The sequence below is a fragment of the Sphingobacterium sp. G1-14 genome (assembly GCF_002196555.1).
GTDB classification, from domain to species: domain Bacteria; phylum Bacteroidota; class Bacteroidia; order Sphingobacteriales; family Sphingobacteriaceae; genus Sphingobacterium; species Sphingobacterium siyangense.
The window spans coordinates 1357504-1375948 of the sequence record NZ_CP021381.1 but is presented as its reverse complement, the minus strand read 5'-3'; the positions used below and the strand labels follow the sequence as shown (position 1 = coordinate 1375948).

Below are 18445 nucleotides of genomic sequence, written 5' to 3'. Positions count from 1 at the left end.
TTAATTATTACCAGTTTACAGCACTTTTTTAGCAAAAAACAAAACGGGGCGCCATGTAGTCTAGCAAGACTGTTACATTTTGATTGATGGCTTTTTTACACAATTTTATATCTTTAGCTTAAGAAAAACCGATTTACATCGGTAAATCAATTATAGACCCAGGTACTACAATGACGAAACTAAAATGCATCATCCTATTGTTGTTCTTCAATTGTTTTATGGCAGTTGGTCAGGATGCGATCAGAATAAATCACTTACCTTTCATTCAAGGACTGACAGAGCAATCTGTTTCCATTATTTGGACGACAGACAAGCCTGCTACTGGCTGGGTTGAGCTGGCCCCAGATGACTCCAGTCACTTTTACTTTAAGGAAAGACCAAAATATTATGCGGCTGCCTATGGCTTCAAAAAGGTAGGCACTTTACATCAGGTTACATTGACCAATTTAAAACCTGGAACACGCTATAGATATCGTGTGTATAGTCAGGAAGTTCTCAAACATGTTGGAGTCAATGTGCAATATGGAAAAGTAGTGGCCACTGATGTCTATCAAAAGGCACCCCTATTTTTCCAAACCTTTGGCATGGCCAAATCTACCCATTTTACGGTAGTTAATGATATTCACGAACGCAATGAGGTTCTCGATAAGCTATTGGATATCGGCGGTCTAAAGACTAGTGACTTTGTGGTATTCAACGGTGATATGGTTAATAACCTATTAAGTGAAACACAACTATATGAAGGGTTTATGGATACCGCCATTAAAAAGTTCGCCAGCGAAAAACCAATGTTTTATTCAAGAGGCAATCATGAAACACGTGGACCTTTTGCCACTGAATATCCCCAATATTTCCCAACACCAACAGGTAAACTATATTACCAATTTAGGCATGGAAATGCTGGTTTTATCATTTTAGATTGTGGTGAAGATAAACCCGATACCGACATTGAATATAGTGGCATTGTAGATATGGATAACTATAGAAGCGAACAAGCGGCCTGGTTAGCTCAAGCTATTGAAGATCCGTCATTTAAAGATGCCAAATATAAGATCGTAATCTGTCATATGCCCCCTTTTGGTGGATGGCATGGGGAACAAGAGATTTTGGAGAAATTTGTTCCTATCCTCAACAAAGCAGGAACACAGATCATGCTATCAGGACATTTACATAGAAACATCATCAAAAATGCGACAAATACGATACAATTTCCGGTCATTGTAAATTCCAACAATAATGTGCTTCGCGTAGATTTAGACGATGAAAAAGGAATCTTCAAAATTCTCGATCAGCAGGGGAAAACGGTGGACCAAGTGATCATTAACCCGTTAAAATAAAACAACAAATTTGCTCATGAATGAGGACTATACGGCCATAACCGTATGTTGTAAAACTACCATATAGATATTTTAACTCTATTCTTTATAATTAAGCAAATTATGGTAAATTAATCTAAATGAATACAATATCGACTGAATATCTGATGACCTCAGAACTTGACAGGAACGAAAAAATTGCTATCATGGGATTATGGAATAAAGAATATCCCGCAGTTATGGCATATTCCAGCCTATCGACCTTTGAGAACTATTTGGAAAGCTTAGGCCAACCACAACACATCCTTGTCAAACAAAATCAACAAATTGTCGGTTGGTGTTCAAAATTTGATCGCGATACAAAACGCTGGTTTCTTATTATACTTTCAAGTCTTTTACACAAAAAAAGAATAGGTTCCAATCTACTTGACAGATTGAAATCTGAAGAAACGGAGCTTAACGGCTGGGTGATAGACCATCACATGGAGAAAAAAAATAATAATTGCCCGTATAATTCACCGCTAGGTTTCTATATGAAAAATGGTTTTGAAGTCGAACCGAATCAACGTCTTGAGACTTCCAACCTATCAGCAGTAAAAATAAAATGGTCAAGAAGATAGCGCAGGAAATTTACCTGCACTTTCATATGCAAATGCTAATAGCAAATCGTACTTCCGTCAATTTCTAACAAAAAAAGCTTCGAAAGAGCAAAGAAAAACGACCCTATGTGCATCTATCAGGGGAACGAGCATTAGCTGAAGAGCCTTTGAACCTGAATAAATTTTGAAAATAATGAATGCAATATACCTTAAACCATGGTCAACTTAAAACCACTCTCTGTTGAAGATGTCTCACCATTTTATGAATGGCTCAATGACGATTTATCTATTAAATATTCCCTCTCTCTTTTTCAGTCACTCCGATCAAAGGATCATATAGACAATTGGTTTTTATCCGTTGTCAACGATTCTAAAAATTTTAATCGTGGAATTTTCCTAAACGATTCGAATAAACTGATTGGGTATGCGGGCATTTGTAATATTTCCAAGCTAAACAGATCCGGAGAGTATTTTATCTTTATAGGGAATCGCCAAGAATGGGGGAAAGGGATAGGCTCTTTAGTTACCAAATTAATCCTAGATATAGGGTTTGGAAATCTAGGGCTCAATAGAATTATGCTTACGGTATCTGAACCGAATTATGCAGCGATAAAAGCATATGAAAACGCAGGATTTCAATTGGAAGGAAGAATGCGTAAAGCCTGTTTTAGGGATAATCAATTTCACGACAAGCTATTGATGTCAATCCTGGAAGATGAATGGCACGATAGAAGAAACCTAAGTATAAAATAAAATTAATCGCTACATATCCCCACACTATTTTGAATAAAATGTTTTTGGATACAACTTCTTAAAAGCGTTGTAGACCGCTTGATGTATTACAGTGGAATGCAATTCATCAGGCATGTAATCAAATACAAAATGAATTTTTTTATTGTTATTAAGTATATCAGATAACGCTATGGCCTCGTCATACATTCTCACATCTTCTTCTTTATTGGGCACACCAAGATAAACTTTTACATCTTTTTTCAAATTACCTTGTAGAAACTTCTCCGCTTTTTTCAATAATGACTCCTCGCCCCACCACAAACTTGGGCTTATAATAATATAGTCATCAAATAGTTCGGGTTGTTTTAATAGTATCTCTACGGAAAGAAGCCCAGCCAGTGATTCTCCTATTAAAGTCTGTTTTCCATTCGATTTATAATTGCCACTTATGTAAGGAATCAATTCATTTTTCATGAAGGTTCTATATTTTTCGGAACCACCATACGAGGGAAAGCTAGCTTTTTGAAAACCTTCCTTTTCTATAAAATCTGTATTTTCAACAGGGAAGGTAAAATCTCTTCTACGTGTATTTCCACCTATTCCAACAACAATACTTTGAGGGAATCTATCGATCCAGGGTTGTGTACTGAAACGGACAATACCCGCAATATGAAAAAAATCTTCATCAACACCACCATCAAGAACATATACAATTGGATAGCGAACAGCATCATTGGGGTTATAATTGTCGGGAAGATAAATGTTGATCATTCTGTCTTCACCCAAAACTTTTGAATGCAAAATCTCTGACCTCCCCATCAATAAAGGAGTACCATTTTGTGCCAAACAATCTGTATTAAAAATAAAGAAAATTAAAAGAATGAGCATTCTATTACCAATCATATCCGATATATTGCGCTTACCAAGACTGTTTTTTTGAATAATCCTATATTGAAATCCTTGACTATTCGACATAATATCCCTAAGACCTGCCAACATTTTTGTTCAACAAATTACCAGCACAATTTACAATGAAAATTAATATAATTGTTAGTTTTTTATTTTTTGAGCATAATTAAATGATTCTTTCACAACGATAACCCCACTCAAACATCTTTCTAACAATGCTGTTGGTCTCAATTTCCAATTGTGAAGATTCAATTCTTAGAATACGTTCTTCATCGTCAAGATCGAAATTAATTTTATAAGAGGAAAAGAGGCTGACAAGAGTTGCAACAATTCGCTGTGCATCCTTCATTCGATAAACATTGGTTTTAAATATTTCGACTCGTTTCATTAGATCTGATTAAGTTCAATTCAAGAAATACGGTGTTAATCCTATTCTATTTACTCATTCTAAACTACAATACAGCGCGTGCAACAGCTACAAAATTTAGATAAACACAGTAAAAAACTCGGTAAGTATGGTAAATTAAACGGTAAACAACAGGCTGCTATTTAATAACTGAATTATAACCGTTCATAAATCCCTGAATAAGTTCAGGTAGATTCAATAATAAAAATACGCAAATGACAATAGCAATAATGGCATAAAAAAACCACGACGAACTTTTCTTTTTCATAACAAGCTATTTAAGAATAATCAATTTAAAAATATAGGCTTCACAAAGATGGAAATTGCGCTAGAGCGCTGCAAAACAGAACAGACGCCATAACATACCCTCTTGATTTTCAATATAACTCAATATACGAAATTAATCTATATAACAATAAAGTAATTTAAAAATTATATTTTTCAAAAAATAAAAACAGTCACTTCAAATAAGAAAGTTAATGTTACAAAATAGAATCTTTGTAATCCATGTATAGTTGAACCTTATCTTGTCGCATATTGTGTAGGATACTGGGCTTAATAGTGCGATTGATTGAAGATTTATATTCTACTATAGTGTCCCCAATATTGGCCTGAGGATCTTTGGTTTTCACATTGGTAGAGATGGTTATCAATCCTACTATAGTTAAAATTACCAATGAATTAAAGAAGTGTATCATAAATAAAGATTGAATAGTTTATCAATCCAATTTCAAAAAATAAACTTTAAAAAACCATAAGTTTTCGGCGAAAGAACAATTTCCATCGGTAAACAACAGACTTTTACCTATAAACCGTTCAGCTTTTGCTATAAACAATTACACAAGAGAATTCCATACTAAATTTCCTGTCATATAGTATTTTTTTTTCAAACAGATTTTCAGAGGCTCTTGACCATACTAAAAAACAACGCGTTATAACCTACGCTAAGTTCGCGGTCCAATATTAAGTTTTCTTTAATTTTGATGCTTCCTATTTAGTCTGACTACTCAATTTCGTAAATATGTCCCATGAAAAGAATAGGAACATTCATTTTGACAACGTGCATGTTTGCAACCTCGCAGCTCACGTTCAGTCAAAACAATATACAAAATAGAATTAGTTCATTTTGGAAAGCAATAAAGTTGGACTACCAAATGGCTGGACACTAACCTCTGTTGGGAAACAAATAGAACTCGAAGACTTACCGCTGAACTTAGTTATCAATCATCATAAAAAGCTGGCAGCTGTCAGCAATAGTATCGGATTTACTGCTTGCCATTGATCAGTATCCTAACTACTCTCCCTTTTTGAGAATCCCTCGAGCAACTCCAGCATCGATCAATTTTTCTGCATATTCCCACAATACTGCTGAGCCATCCTTGATGACAGATTTTTTTGCATAAACCTTTTCATAATTTACACCAGGTTCATTCCAGGTTCCACCATTATTGGAACTATTCTGTAAAAGTGGTTCCAATCGATCCATCGCTCGTGCGAACTGTGCTTCTGGCGTTTGGCCAGCTTCAAATTCTTCCCAGATCGCAATGAGTTCCTCTGCTTGCTGCCCAGGCAAAATTCCAAAAATCCGCTGAGCTGCCAAACGCTCCGCACCTGTATTGGTATGATTTTTTTCTGTATCATAGATAAAAGTATCACCTGCATCAATTTCGACGATATCGTGTATCAATACCATTTTGACTACCTTCAATAAATCCACTGATTGATTTGCGTGTTCTGAAAGTACAATAGCCATGAGGGCAAGATGCCAACTATGTTCAGCGTCATTTTCGGGACGGTCACTATTGAAAAGTTTTGTCCTGCGCTGGATATATTTAATCTTATCGATCTCCTTAATAAACTCGATCTGTTGTAATAATTTGTCTGAAAGCATCATCCTGAATCACTAATACAATTGAATAATATATAAAATTACTCTTTTTGAGCCACAGCCTACTTGTCATTTGGCAAATTCATTCAAACCATATATTATTGACACCCATCGGACAATGTAGACTACCGAAATAATCGCAACATTTATTAAATTTGATTGACATCAAATCCCATTGTGATTTATGAAAAAAATAGGCTTTTTATCTTTTGGCCATTGGTCCAAGCATCCCGCATATAGTACGCAGACCGCAAGCGATACTTTATTACAATCCATCGATCTAGCAGTAGCTGCTGAAGAAATAGGCATAGATGGTGCATATTTCCGTGTACACCATTTTGCGAATCAGCTAGCATCTCCCTTTCCTCTATTATCGGCCATTGGAGCCAAAACCTCCAAAATTGAGATCGGCACCGGCGTCATCGATATGCGCTATGAAAACCCCCTTTATATGGTGGAAGACGCAGGAGCTGCAGATCTAATCTCCGGGGGCAGATTGCAGCTCGGCATCAGCAGAGGATCGCCTGAACAAGTAATAGATGGTTGGCGTTACTTTGGTTACAATATCAACGAGGGCGAAACAGATGCTGATATGGGAAGGCAAAAAGCATTGGAATTTTTAGAAAAACTTAAAGGAATTGGTTTCGCTGAACCAAATCCCTATCCAATGTTTCCAAACCCGCCCGGTTTGCTGAGACTCGAACCCCATTCGGAAGGGTTACGTGATCGTATCTGGTGGGGAGCAGCATCGAATGCCACGGCTGTATGGGCTGCTCAAAACAGGATGCACCTGCAAAGTTCCACTTTGAAATATGATGAAAATGGCAAACCTTTTCATATTCAGCAGGCCGAACAAATACGTTTATACAAAGAGGCCTGGAAGGAAGCAGGGCACCCTGGTGAACCCCGCGTTTCGGTCAGTCGATCCATATTCGCTCTGGTCGATGATTTAGATCGTTATTACTTCGGGCAAGAGGCTGACAAAACAGATAAAATTGGGGTAATAGAATCGGACAAGCGGACGATTTTTGGGCGAAGTTATGCCGCAGAACCAGATCAACTCGTGAAAGAACTAGCGCAAGATGAAGCAATACAGGAAGCAGACACGCTATTATTGACCATTCCAAATACGCTAGGGGTCGACTACAATGTCCACATTCTTTCAGCCATTTTGGAACACGTAGCTCCCGAACTTGGTTGGCGTTAACTCCACTCTCGTATGATAAAGAACATTCGCTACAAAACAAAAATTGCAGTCATTGGTGCGGGTCAGGCTGGACTTTCTGCTGCTTATCATTTGAAGAAGCTCGGACTTAAAATCGGGCCGGATTTTATCATCTTGGATGAAGCCTCTGCACCAGGAGGAGCCTGGCAATTTCGCTGGGACTCCCTTACCTTAAGTACAGTCAATAAAATACACGATTTGCCCGGCATGTCGTTTGAGGAGACTTTATCAACAAAAGGGGCGGAAGTTCAGGCAAACACCGCTGTTCCCCATTATTTTAAACTTTATGAAGAAAAATTTGGACTTCAAGTATATCGACCAGCTAAAGTAGAAAAAGTCTACTTGTACCAAGATCGCTTTCATATCGATACGGCAGAAACTCTTTTCTCAGCACTCGGTATTATCAACGCCACCGGAACATGGGAAAACCCCTATATTCCTACCTATCCAGGTGCAGAATTATTTCGTGGCGAGCAACTTCACACAAAGGATTTTAAAACTGCAGAGTATTTTCGTGGCAAACATGTTATTGTTGTTGGAGCCGGTATTTCTGCCATACAGCTATTGGACCAAATCTCGAAGGTTACAACGACAACCTGGGTAACACGACGACCACCTTTATTCAGAGAGGGGCCATTTGATGACATGGCTGGGCATAATGCTGTTGCTATGGTAGAGGAACGTGTACGGTTGGGGCTTTCACCTTTGTCTGTCGTTTCCGTTACGGGCCTCCCCTATTCTACAAAAATCCAGGAGATGGAAAAACGGGGTGTCCTTCAACGTTTTCCAATGTTTCAAGAAATAACAGAAAAGGGGATCAAATGGGCCGATGGAACAGAACAACAAGCAGATGTTATACTTTGGAATACAGGCTTTAAAAGTTCATTGCGCCATCTAGACGCTGTGCTGCCAAAAGAAAAACAGGGCGGCATTCAAATGGCAGGAAGACTAGCGACTATGGTCGCTAAAGAACCAAGAATTCACCTCGTGGGTTATGGTCCATCAGCATCGACAATCGGTGCAAACCGTGCAGGTAGCGCCGCAGCTAGAGAACTTCTAAAAACGCTTTCAGCTGCCGACCTGAACACAAATACATTTAGTGGGATCCAACTATAATGGTAGTTTCAATTTTGAGTACAATAACAAAAAGTCAATTTATTTTATACGCTATTTAACAACAGTACGAATCTTAAAAATTATAACCACTATTGTCAGAGTTCACTGAAACAAAGGTATACGACAGACGATCAATAATACGCACCAGCACAGCTTAATTGATATGAGACATTTCAAACAGCCATTCCGTACAAAAATAATAAACCAGAGCTGGAAATTGTTGCTGGGACTATTCGCCGTTGCATTCTTTAGTTGTAACTCGCACAACAAGCATGTGCAATTACCGGATTCTTTTCTAGTCTACCAGGAAATCGATAGCCTAAAAACTTCGAATTACAACCTGATAGAACAAGATTGTTCTTTTATAGCAAATAAGCGTTATAGATTTTCCGTCTTTAAAAACGACTCAGCGTGTTTCTTTCAGGTCGAAAAGCTGCAAAATAATCAATGGCACCTCATTATGCGAGATATGGATTATAAGACCAATAATTCAGGATTATCGTTTACCGATCAAAACAAAGACGGTTTTGAAGATATTGTATGGAACAAGAAGTGGCAAGAACATGCCTATTTGTTTAATCCAAAGGTTGAAAATTTTATTGAGATAGGTGAATACCACAACAGCAAACCACTTAAAATCAAAGGGAAAACCGCGTTTTATAAGCATAGTTTTCCCATTCAGTATTTTTGGAACGAAGAGAAATCCAGGAACTCTATTTGCGGAGAAATCATCGAAACACATTCAGAACTCTTTGCGATTGATGAAAATTATCAGAAAATCAGCATTGCAACATTGGATAATTTCGACAGTTATGATTATCCCTCGGTTGACAGTTGCGTGCAGGCTATTAAATGTTATACCCCTCCCTACAGGGGACGTTACAGCAAAATAAGCATTTGGAATGTTGGGACAGCAGTGGATTCGGTCGTTTTAAAAAGTGACCTGAGTCATTACAACCCTTCGTTGGATTCAAATTGGATTGCCAATTATTGGCAAAATAATTATGTTAAATTACTGGAACATGCACAATTATTTCAGGTGAGAAGAGAAAATCCCCTTTCTTATTTCAAATAAATCGGATTACATGCGTAGACTTTAGATATACCATGATATTACAAATCCGCTAATGAAAATCTTAGGGCAACTCCATCTTATAATAGATTTTTCAGTATATTTAAACGTACAACAGGTCGTAATCAAAAGCCAACAAAGTTAATTGATGAATTCTCAAATTATCAGCCCTGATACATCCATTACATTATTCGTAAAGGCGATCCTGGTATTTGAAAGTCAGAAAAATGATCGCGTAAACTTACCTTTTTATGCTGATGGTTACCCTGGTCTATTGTTTCAACGATGCTATGGTGATTTTACAATCAAGCCCCATGATAAAAAGATGCCGACGATTTTTCTCTATGGTCAGACAATAAAACCGATTTCAATAGATGTAACAGGGCCTTTTCAGATTATCGTTTTTCAATTTTACCCATTTGTATTACGCCGATTTTGGGGTATCTCGCCCGAAAGCATAAACGACGACTGCTATGATCTAGATGCTCCTTCAAATAGAGCCTTCCACCAACTAAGCAGTACATTATTCTCATCTTCAAATGCTGAAAACAGCATCCAACTATTAACACAATCGCTCCTCAGCTTTTTCGATAGCAAGAAATATAACATAGATTTTTCGATTCAGCGAGCAATTCTCGAAATCATCAAAAAAAAGGGCCAAATCATTATTAAGGAAATTGCAAAAAAAGAAGCATTGAACATCCGAACTTTTGAAAGAAGGTTTTTCAAGGAAACTGGGGTGTCCGCTAAACAATTCGCTAAAATGGTACAGTTTCAGGCCGCTTTGAAACAGCTTAATAGCAAAGATTTCCAAAAGCTAACGGAAATTGTTTATGAAAATGGGTTCTCCGACCAATCGCACTTTATTCGTGTCTTTAAGACTTTCACAGGAACAACGCCAACATCATTTAACAAAAAGTAGGTTACTGTCGTTTTTATTCTATATTGACTCACTGTTTATCACAACTTTTGTATTGTCTAAGGGCGAGCTCAACGAAAGTGTGTAATTTCTTAAAGCCTCAACTTCTTCGAAAGATTTGCTATAAGAAAACAATGCTTTGATAAATTAGAGCTCCTAGAGAATTAGGTTCAGTAAAACATTGTACATCAAAAAAAATATAGACATGAAATCGCAAGACATCATTTTAGCGCTGGCAACAATATTTTCGGCTATCATATCAGGCTTGTTTTTTTCGTATACCTTTTCGGTCAATTTGGGTCTACATAAACTCAACGATAAAGCCTTTTTGATGGCCATGCAAAATATCAATAAAGAAATACTAAACTCAGCTTTTTACTGCTGTTTTCTAGGTGCACCAATTTTGTTATTCATGGCTACCATATTATTTTTTGATCTGTATTCGCCAAAATTTTATCTAACCCTAGCAGCATGCCTAAGCTATATTATTGGTGTATTTGTGGTTACAGGCACGCAAAATGTACCCTTAAATAATCAATTAGCCTCGATAGACCTATTGATATCTTCAGAAAAATCGTTAAGACTTGCACGTGACGCTTTTGAAAAACCCTGGGTATTTTGGAATAACATCCGAACTTGCTCTTCTTTACTTACACTCACTTGTTTAGTTATTAACTTGGTCTTTTTTAAATCAAAAAATTGATCATAACATTGGGCTAATCGTATAAGATCAAATCTTTATAACCAGTTTACTGACATTTCCGCCGAAATAAAACTCGCGTTTATCATTTACCTATCTCTTATAGACGAAAAAAAGCCCACGGCATGCGAATTTAAATTCATTCCCCCCGAATTTAAATCAAGTACTAAAACCTCTTCCTCAATACTTTACTTTTATAAAAATTGATCAACGGATGTTATTGAATGTGAGCTTAAATTATCATGAAGGCATGTATATTGATGGTTCAAAGAAATCTTCACGAAACTGCCAAAACATAAATGAGCAGAAGTTGTCTATCAATAAAAAGAGTCTTTACAATTAAAAAAGGAGCATAGCAGTATGAAGTACGTTATGCTCAAAATAATATACAATTAATGAGATTTTTCCCAATGAAAACAAAACACTTACTTTCGACATCATTGTTAATATCTTCAGCCATGGCGCTGTTCACATCTTGCAATGGCAGTTCTGTTGATACGGTAAAAGCTATCGAATCAAACTATGACAATCAAAACAAAACCATTACATTAACAGGTGAATTTGATGCACCATCCTTTACATTCTCATCAGGTAAATCAAAAACTATGGCCATGAATTTCGTAGTTAAATCCCATGCATTTAGTTCTGAAAAATTCACTGCATTCAGCGTTATATTACCTGTAGGAACAGAAAAAAACAATGTTTTATTTGAAATTCCCGCAGATCAGAAAAATTATACGCTTAAGAACTTTTATGTATTTGACGATAAGGGAGAAAAAATCAATCTAGATTCCCATACAACCTTCAAGATGAAGGGAACTGTTCACTACAGTGAAATGGAAAAACCTGAAACTGAACGGGAAAAAGATAATTTTTCCTATAAAATAACCGATGTAAGCTTTGTAAAAGACTAAAATTAACAACAATTGATAGCATAAGAAATAAAAAAGCCAGATTTCAAAACCTGGCTTCAAAAATAAACATATGATGATTAGTAAATGGTAAGTCCGTAGGTACAACTTAGTAAATAGTTTGATTTATTCAAAAATGCCTCTACCCGCCCTGACAACCTGCGCACATGTACCTATTATTTCAATTGAACGCCACGGACATGCCTGAATAATGAGCAACCAATATTCTCTTCACGTTATCGGCCTTCTCAACATTAAATATATACTAGGTGCGCCAAGACAGCACGCAACAACATGCCCGCAAACGTTCAATTTATAATCAAATATAGAAATAAAAACTAATATAATTAGTTTTTATTTCTATATTTTTTAGCAAAATCATAAAGAATTGATACGGAGAACTTTCAATTTAATAGCGGGCGATTGGATTAATTTATCGCACCTATAGCCTAAACAAAACGGTCCACCTATAAACGTTGATATGAAAAGACGAACCATCAAAACGATCATATGCTGAGTTAGGCTGCCCCTAAAGCGAACGGCTAATATCTACAACATTAAAAATTTGGTCAACATCATCTAGACTTACTTCAAAATCCGGGTATCTTGTTTTATCAGTATTTAGCGAACGAAGGGTAAGAATTCCGTTATTGACATCATGATGAGCAATTTCTTTGATAATGACTCCTTCATATTTATGTACAACAACCCAATAACGATATTTGTGGGTATGAAATTTTGATTGCCATAACTCCCTTTTAATCAAACGTCCCGTCACAATATCGCCGTCCAATACACTTGCATCGGTTCCATCGGTCATACTATCACCACTAACTTCAAAAGAACGATAGGCACCTTTATGGAACTCATTGACCGTAATAAAATGTGCCGGTAAATCGTCCATATATTCAGCATCAGAAAAGCCTGACAAATACCCCGCTTTAGCTTTCTCTGTCACAAGTTTTGTCTGCATCAAATATCGTCCTGGGGAAACTTCAAAAAATATATTATTCTTATTTTCGTCAATAAACTTGACGTCCTCCGAAAAATACCCTATTGACTTACCGTTACCAATACTAAGCATTGCTATCGTGTCGGGGTGCATTAAAGGAGTTATCTCCACTCTTTCACCTTTTCCATACACCAACCAGTCATACTGAACCTGAGGAAAAGCCGCTTGAATACGTGTTTTCATCGTAAGTCCAATAGGATACTCTCCTTTTTTAATACGCGAGTACACCTGTTCGCGTACACCCAATAAAGACGCGAATTCACGGTTAGTAACGCGCATCTCCAAGCGTAAAACTTCAAAGTTATTATTTGGATAAGTTTCCATAGTCGATCGGGTATTTAACAAATGTTACACAAATATATAACAATCTGACACTAAGTTACACAACTTATTAAACCTAAACAAACAGACAATCAAAATAAAACAATAAAAACCTAATTACCAATACATTATAGTTAAACAAATAAGTTTATATTTCCATATAAAAAGTAAAAATATGCTTCAAATAATCTTGTATGATTAACAAATTTGTTTAACTTTGTTTAACACCAATAGACTATTAAATTCATAGAATAGACGAACAGGGTAGTAAGTAAATTAGCTATTCACTGGATTTGCAATTAGCGAGACTAAAATCAGTTCATACTTAAAGATAAAAAGAAAATGGAACAGCTCATGACACAACATCCCAGACAGCACATTGTTTACGCAGTAGATTATCATCAACGACAAAAGCACAACAGTAATTTAAGAAAAGAAGAAAGCAGTACAATAACCGACAAAAATAGCTCACAGGGTATGAACTCACTATATCATTCATTCATCATGAGTTTCTTGAAAGAAAATCATCCTGAAATATTAAAATCCATCGATAAGATATATGAATCTGACCTTTCCAAGATCAGTCAAGTAATTGACTGTTATTGTCAATTTGTGGGTATACCTTCTCAACAGATTATGGGTGAATATATCAATTATAAGGATATTCAGCATCGTTACAAAGCTATCGCCGTTGTTCTACGTATTTTTCAGCCGGAAAAATTAGATAATCTGAAAACAAAAGTAAAAAGTAGCATATATAAGGAACTTGGCCCTTATTTAAAAATAAATAATGACACGTTACAGAAATCTATCATCTGTGCTTGCAATCAATTTGACCTCTATCGTGATTTCAAAAAGGAAATTAAACAGATTGCCAATTATTACCTTATTGACAGGCATTTCGATGGGGTTTAGTATTATTTGTACAATCACACCAGCTCTGCTAATTCGGCAATTCTGCCCGGTTCCAAAAATATAGTCCTTGAATTTTAAATACTCAAGGACTATTTTGTGCTTCTTATCTGAACTTCATTAAGAATAATAGTAACATTTTTTAATCGGAAACTACCAAGACTCAACAAACTTACGTTTCTTTACCCACCAAATAATCAAACCGACCAATACACTGCCACCCATTAAAAAATAAAGAAGGCTTGACACCGCTGGTTTTGAAACCTCTTTTGATTGTGCTTTGCGTAGTTCCATTTTCGTTTCAATTTGCTGACGACTTTTTACCTTCTGAGCTTTCCAATTGGTATCGAACCTACTCTCAAGCTGCAGCTTTTCAGAATAATGTTCCTTTTTCGTATAGACTTTTCCCTTACGTAGCTGAACAGCACCATCCTGCATAATTTGGATCCCTTCACCTTCAATTTGCATCACATATTCATCTGTTACCAAAACCTCTTTATCTGATCGAACAATTTGTATATGTTCCGTGTTCTGTGCTATAGTAGCATAATTGGTATTTTTCTCGTTGACACCAAACTCTTGTGACCCCTTGGTTTTCTCAACTTTTCTAAACAAACCGCAGCTGCTAACCAGTAGCAGCATTGCGATTATCTGTAGTGTATTCTTCATTTTTAACTCACTTTAATTCAACCTGTAACCTATTATAAAGTTTCATGAGATCATCATATTTCACTTGCAAATCCGTTAAGGTTTTAGCGCAAGACGTACGTTCGTCATTTGCTAAACGTAACCCTTCATTAAGATCTTCAATGATCGTCCGTAATTGCTCAATATCTTTCTCTAATCTATTGGCATATCCTTCCCATTTTTCAATTACCTTTCCGGCATTCTCAACATTTGTTGCCTCCACTTCGGCTTGCTGCTTGGGCCTTCCAACATAATACCCCCCTACAGCTGTCACTACAGGGATAATCAATTTCTCCAAAATCTCAAGTAATTCCATTATAACTTCCTTTTGTTAACGGTTTAAATTTTTCCCAGGGAAACTGTATCCCCGGATCCTCCTTTCTTCCAGGCGAAATATCCGAATGTCCCAAAATCTCCCGAATTGAATAAGTACGGACAATTGTTTTACAAACAGCTATCGCCACATTGATCTGTTTTTCGGTGTAGCTCTCCGTACCTTTATTTTGCAATTCAATTCCAATGCTACAATTATTCAAATCTCTTTGACCGGCCCAAGTACTAAGGCCCGCATGCCAACATTTAATATTAAAATGGGCCAATTGCGTTATAACACCAACACGGCTGATATGAAGATGGGCAGAGACCTTGCTCCGGGAATCAGTCATCCAATCAATTGCACTCGTTGCATTGGATGCACCATCGTAGTGCATAATAATATAAACGGGTTTAATAATTCCACCTTTGTTTGGTGTATCTCTATAAGAAACACCGATCAATTTGTTTTCTTTAATTTCCATATCCGAACTTTTTTTATGACTTAACCTTTTTCTATGCTAAAAAAATTGCCATTGTGTATTAAAAAAGGGAAACACATTTTATCAATCGTCATTTAGCTTCTATTTTTATACAAAGTTAAGTGTGATCCTCTGTCGCAGAACGGACTATTAGCTGGATGTAAGCGGTAGGTTACAGATACCGAATATTACACAAAATTTTCTTCGGTGTACGCGTTCACCAAAAGTGATTTTAACAGGACCAACTCTTCATATCACCCTCAAAAGCAAACAATAACACAACAAAATATTACTGAAATTTATGAGGGAACATGTTACCAAGACCGTGATATCATTGTCAAGTCATATCACAACAGATCTCACATCATTGACGAGGCATCAAACATTTCCTGTACTGCTTTGTTGTTTGTTTGTTATAGCATAGGATGAGTTATACCGTGAAGGCTAGGAAGTTGGTTCGCCTAGCCTTTTTTGACGAATAAAAACAACATATCTGACTGATCCGCCCATCGTAATGACATAATCATTTTTTACAGAGGTTTCAATTTACACTATATTGCTTCTATGCAGATTATGGTGAGAATACATCTTTTTTTTGTAAGTTAGCTGGTATGGACGACCCTCATTTTTTAAATTGCGATCAAGAACCCATTCATCGCTGTGGTTATGTACAAAATTATGGTTGTCTTATTGTATTTGACAAATCCCATCACTGTATTGGTTGGAGCGAAAATTACGAAAAAACAGGATTTCCTGCACATAGTATATATCAGGGGCTTCTCCTTTCAAAATTTATCAGTGATCTTAATTTGTCTCATCCGATCGATTTAGATCAGATCTTACAGGATAAAGTAGAAATTTTCAAACACAGATATGTCTCAGATGTCCATTTGAATGGTACGGCACATTACCTGAGTATTTATCCTTTTGACGATAAGATCTATATCGAGATAGAAAGGCATCAATCACAATCGCATCAATTCAAGAATATCTACCACTATGCCCAACATATAAACGCAAGTAGGGATATCTGGAAAGCATTAGCCGAAAATATCTATACAGTAACAGGATACGACCGTGTCATGATCTATAAATTTTCGAAAAACGGCGACGGAAAAATCATAGCCGAACATGTTGTTGGAGGACTAGACCCTTTATTGGGCTATCGTTATCCCGAATTTGACATTCCGCAACAAGCACGTTTGCTTTACACGAAGATCTTTGCGCGTGTCACCCCTGATACAGATGCTATACCGATCCCAATCCTTGGTGTTCAACCCGAGCAACTCGACTTATCAATGACAGGAATACGTGCCATGTCAACCATTCACCTGCAATACCTTCGCAATGCACATGTCCGTGCGAGCGGGAGTTTCTCGATTATTGTTAACGGCAAATTATGGGGACTAGTCGCCTGTCAAAATAGAACACCAAAAACCATTGATTTGGCACAAAGACATCTCTCCGTATTTATTGTCCAATATGCCGTAAACAACTTTCTGGCAAATAAACAAATTGCAGATAACAACTTTAAGCTAAAAACAAAAAGTATAGAATTTGAGATCAGACAGCGTCTTTTCACAAAACACGACCTCTACAATGTAATCGGAAGTTTAGGTTCAAGTTTAATGAACATTTTAAAGGCAGATGGCATTGCCTTCAAAAGCCGTGATAAATGGCATCTTGTAGGCAAAACGCCCAACCAGGATACAATTCAACAAGTAGATAACAATCTGATTAACAATAATTACAGCGAGTTATTCTGGCAATCTGATTTTACAGGGCCCCAGGAAGGTAACCAAACGCCTTTTCATTTTCCTGGCATCGCAAAAATAGACTTGGAGAGCAAGCTGGATTTTAAGATTTACTTTTTTAGAGAGGAATTGAAAATTGAAGAAATTTGGGCAGGGCAACCTAAAAAAGAACTTATTTACGACCCTAGCAAGCCCATAAACTTCCCCTCCCCACGCACATCGTTCGAGGCCTGGAAAAAGACTGTCAGTGGCACCGCACCTAAATGGAAAGAACGAGAAACCAATTTTTTAAAAAACTTAAGCATCATTATTCAAGAGGCCTGCTTAAAAAAAATAACAGAGATTCAAGCACTCAATGAGAAATTGATAGAGATCAACAATGTCCTTGAAACCTTTAGTTATACACTGAGTCACGATCTAAAAAATCCTTTAGCAGCCTTACAAATGACAGCCCAAATGATTCGTGATCGACCTGGACTGAGCCAGGAGTTTCTAGGAAAAGCTGGTAAAAACATGATGGAAGCCATTCAGCTCATGAACAATATGCTCGATAAAACCGCTGATTTTGCCCGTACAAAAAGTTACAATTTTGAATATGAGCCTGTCTATCCCGAGCGCTTTATTCAAAACATTATCGACGACTGCAAAGTCAGGTATAATATTAATCAATTGCATTTTCAAAAAGGCAAAATACTACCTATTGATGGTGAGAAAACATTGATTTATCAATTGTTTCTAAACCTTTTAGGAAATGCCATAAAATACAGCAGCAACAAGGAAGCTCCTATGATTGGTATTGATAGTGAAGATCATGGACACATCGTTGTTTATAAAATCTGGGACAATGGTATTGGAATTTCTTCAGAAGATACTGAAAGGATTTTCGAAATTTTCCATCGCCTACCAAATGCGGTCCAATTTGACGGTTCGGGAGTTGGATTGTCCATCGTCAAAAGAATCGTGGAAAGACTACATGCAAAAATCACCGTAGATAGTAGATTGAATGAAGGTACCATTTTTCACATTCATTTTCCTACGAATAGTCAAACCCTGCAGACAATACCATCGACAGTACCATCACAAATCTAGTTAACATAAATCCTACGATTTTTTATTAAATTCGTAGGAGAGAAATCTAAATTCAATAGATTATATGTTACATCCAAAAATGC

At 36.7% G+C, this 18445-nt stretch carries 18 protein-coding genes; 11 read left to right on the top strand and 7 right to left on the bottom strand.

Features of this window, described 5'->3' with window-relative positions:
• The first annotated feature begins 170 nt into the window (after nt 1-170).
• The 3 genes from CBM24_RS05850 to CBM24_RS05840 all read left to right on the top strand — a co-directional run bounded on the left by CBM24_RS05850 (nt 171) and on the right by CBM24_RS05840 (nt 2668).
• Nucleotides 171-1337 (top strand): FN3 domain-containing metallophosphoesterase family protein, encoded by a 1167-nt coding sequence (locus CBM24_RS05850; RefSeq protein ID WP_075991381.1) that lies wholly within the window; start codon nt 171-173, stop codon nt 1335-1337.
• Between the two features lie 119 nt (nt 1338-1456).
• The gene (locus CBM24_RS05845; RefSeq protein WP_088160504.1) at nt 1457-1936 is read left to right on the top strand and encodes a GNAT family N-acetyltransferase; all 480 of its coding nucleotides are present in this window, start codon (nt 1457-1459) and stop codon (nt 1934-1936) included.
• Between the two features lie 195 nt (nt 1937-2131).
• Nucleotides 2132-2668 (top strand): GNAT family N-acetyltransferase, encoded by a 537-nt coding sequence (locus CBM24_RS05840; RefSeq protein ID WP_075991380.1) that lies wholly within the window; start codon nt 2132-2134, stop codon nt 2666-2668.
• A gap of 24 nt (nt 2669-2692) precedes the next feature.
• On the opposite strand, the gene CBM24_RS05835 is transcribed toward CBM24_RS05840, so the two are convergent.
• From CBM24_RS05835 to CBM24_RS05820, 3 genes are all read right to left on the bottom strand, one after another.
• Nucleotides 2693-3550 carry an alpha/beta hydrolase gene (locus CBM24_RS05835; RefSeq protein ID WP_075994664.1) on the bottom strand — a complete coding sequence of 286 codons (858 nt, stop codon included), beginning with the start codon at nt 3548-3550 and terminating at the stop codon, nt 2693-2695.
• Between the two features lie 172 nt (nt 3551-3722).
• Complete coding sequence (locus CBM24_RS05830) at nt 3723-3944, bottom strand: methyltransferase type 11 (protein ID WP_075991379.1); 222 nt, start codon at nt 3942-3944, stop codon at nt 3723-3725.
• 1312 nt (nt 3945-5256) lie between these two features.
• Nucleotides 5257-5856: an HD domain-containing protein gene (locus tag CBM24_RS05820; RefSeq protein ID WP_232475691.1), complete on the bottom strand. Its 600-nt coding sequence runs from the start codon at nt 5854-5856 to the stop codon at nt 5257-5259.
• Nucleotides 5857-6034: 178 nt separating this feature from the next.
• Between CBM24_RS05820 and CBM24_RS05815 the strand changes: the two genes are divergently transcribed.
• The 6 genes from CBM24_RS05815 to CBM24_RS05790 all read left to right on the top strand — a co-directional run bounded on the left by CBM24_RS05815 (nt 6035) and on the right by CBM24_RS05790 (nt 11796).
• Complete coding sequence (locus CBM24_RS05815; protein ID WP_075991377.1) at nt 6035-7057, top strand: LLM class flavin-dependent oxidoreductase; 1023 nt, start codon at nt 6035-6037, stop codon at nt 7055-7057.
• A gap of 12 nt (nt 7058-7069) precedes the next feature.
• Nucleotides 7070-8191, top strand: coding sequence for an NAD(P)-binding domain-containing protein (locus CBM24_RS05810; RefSeq protein ID WP_088160503.1), 1122 nt, complete (start codon nt 7070-7072; stop codon nt 8189-8191).
• 163 nt (nt 8192-8354) lie between these two features.
• On the top strand, nt 8355-9266 hold the full coding sequence (locus CBM24_RS05805) for a hypothetical protein (protein WP_088160502.1): 912 nt from the start codon (nt 8355-8357) through the stop codon (nt 9264-9266).
• Between the two features lie 145 nt (nt 9267-9411).
• Nucleotides 9412-10185, top strand: a complete 774-nt coding sequence (locus CBM24_RS05800) for a helix-turn-helix domain-containing protein (protein ID WP_088160501.1) — start codon at nt 9412-9414, stop codon at nt 10183-10185.
• 202 nt (nt 10186-10387) lie between these two features.
• Nucleotides 10388-10885 carry a DUF1772 domain-containing protein gene (locus CBM24_RS05795; RefSeq protein ID WP_088160500.1) on the top strand — a complete coding sequence of 166 codons (498 nt, stop codon included), beginning with the start codon at nt 10388-10390 and terminating at the stop codon, nt 10883-10885.
• A gap of 407 nt (nt 10886-11292) precedes the next feature.
• Nucleotides 11293-11796, top strand: a complete 504-nt coding sequence (locus tag CBM24_RS05790) for a hypothetical protein (RefSeq protein WP_088160499.1) — start codon at nt 11293-11295, stop codon at nt 11794-11796.
• A gap of 526 nt (nt 11797-12322) precedes the next feature.
• Here the strand turns inward: CBM24_RS05790 and CBM24_RS05785 are convergent.
• Nucleotides 12323-13129, bottom strand: a complete 807-nt coding sequence (locus CBM24_RS05785; protein ID WP_075991372.1) for a LexA family transcriptional regulator — start codon at nt 13127-13129, stop codon at nt 12323-12325.
• 339 nt (nt 13130-13468) lie between these two features.
• Here CBM24_RS05785 and CBM24_RS05780 point away from each other — a divergent pair, with 339 nt between their 5' ends.
• A complete protein-coding gene (locus CBM24_RS05780; protein WP_088160498.1) occupies nt 13469-14041 on the top strand; it encodes a hypothetical protein in 573 nt (190 codons plus the stop codon).
• A 150-nt stretch (nt 14042-14191) separates the two neighbouring features.
• Here the strand turns inward: CBM24_RS05780 and CBM24_RS05775 are convergent, their stop codons facing one another.
• Genes CBM24_RS05775 through CBM24_RS05765 form a run of 3 tightly spaced genes read right to left on the bottom strand, consistent with a single transcriptional unit; the run spans nt 14192 to nt 15522 of the window.
• Nucleotides 14192-14707 carry a hypothetical protein gene (locus CBM24_RS05775; protein ID WP_088160497.1) on the bottom strand — a complete coding sequence of 172 codons (516 nt, stop codon included), beginning with the start codon at nt 14705-14707 and terminating at the stop codon, nt 14192-14194.
• A gap of 7 nt (nt 14708-14714) precedes the next feature.
• Nucleotides 14715-15041: a hypothetical protein gene (locus CBM24_RS05770; RefSeq protein ID WP_088160496.1), complete on the bottom strand. Its 327-nt coding sequence runs from the start codon at nt 15039-15041 to the stop codon at nt 14715-14717.
• Entirely contained in the window at nt 15028-15522 is a 495-nt protein-coding gene (locus CBM24_RS05765; protein ID WP_088160495.1) for an N-acetylmuramoyl-L-alanine amidase, read from the bottom strand. Before CBM24_RS05765 ends, CBM24_RS05770 begins: the two co-directional genes overlap by 14 nt.
• Before the next feature lie 608 nt (nt 15523-16130).
• On the opposite strand from CBM24_RS05765, the gene CBM24_RS05760 reads away from it, so the two are divergent.
• Nucleotides 16131-18362 carry an ATP-binding protein gene (locus CBM24_RS05760; RefSeq protein ID WP_088160494.1) on the top strand — a complete coding sequence of 744 codons (2232 nt, stop codon included), beginning with the start codon at nt 16131-16133 and terminating at the stop codon, nt 18360-18362.
• Nucleotides 18363-18445: the final 83 nt, after the last annotated feature.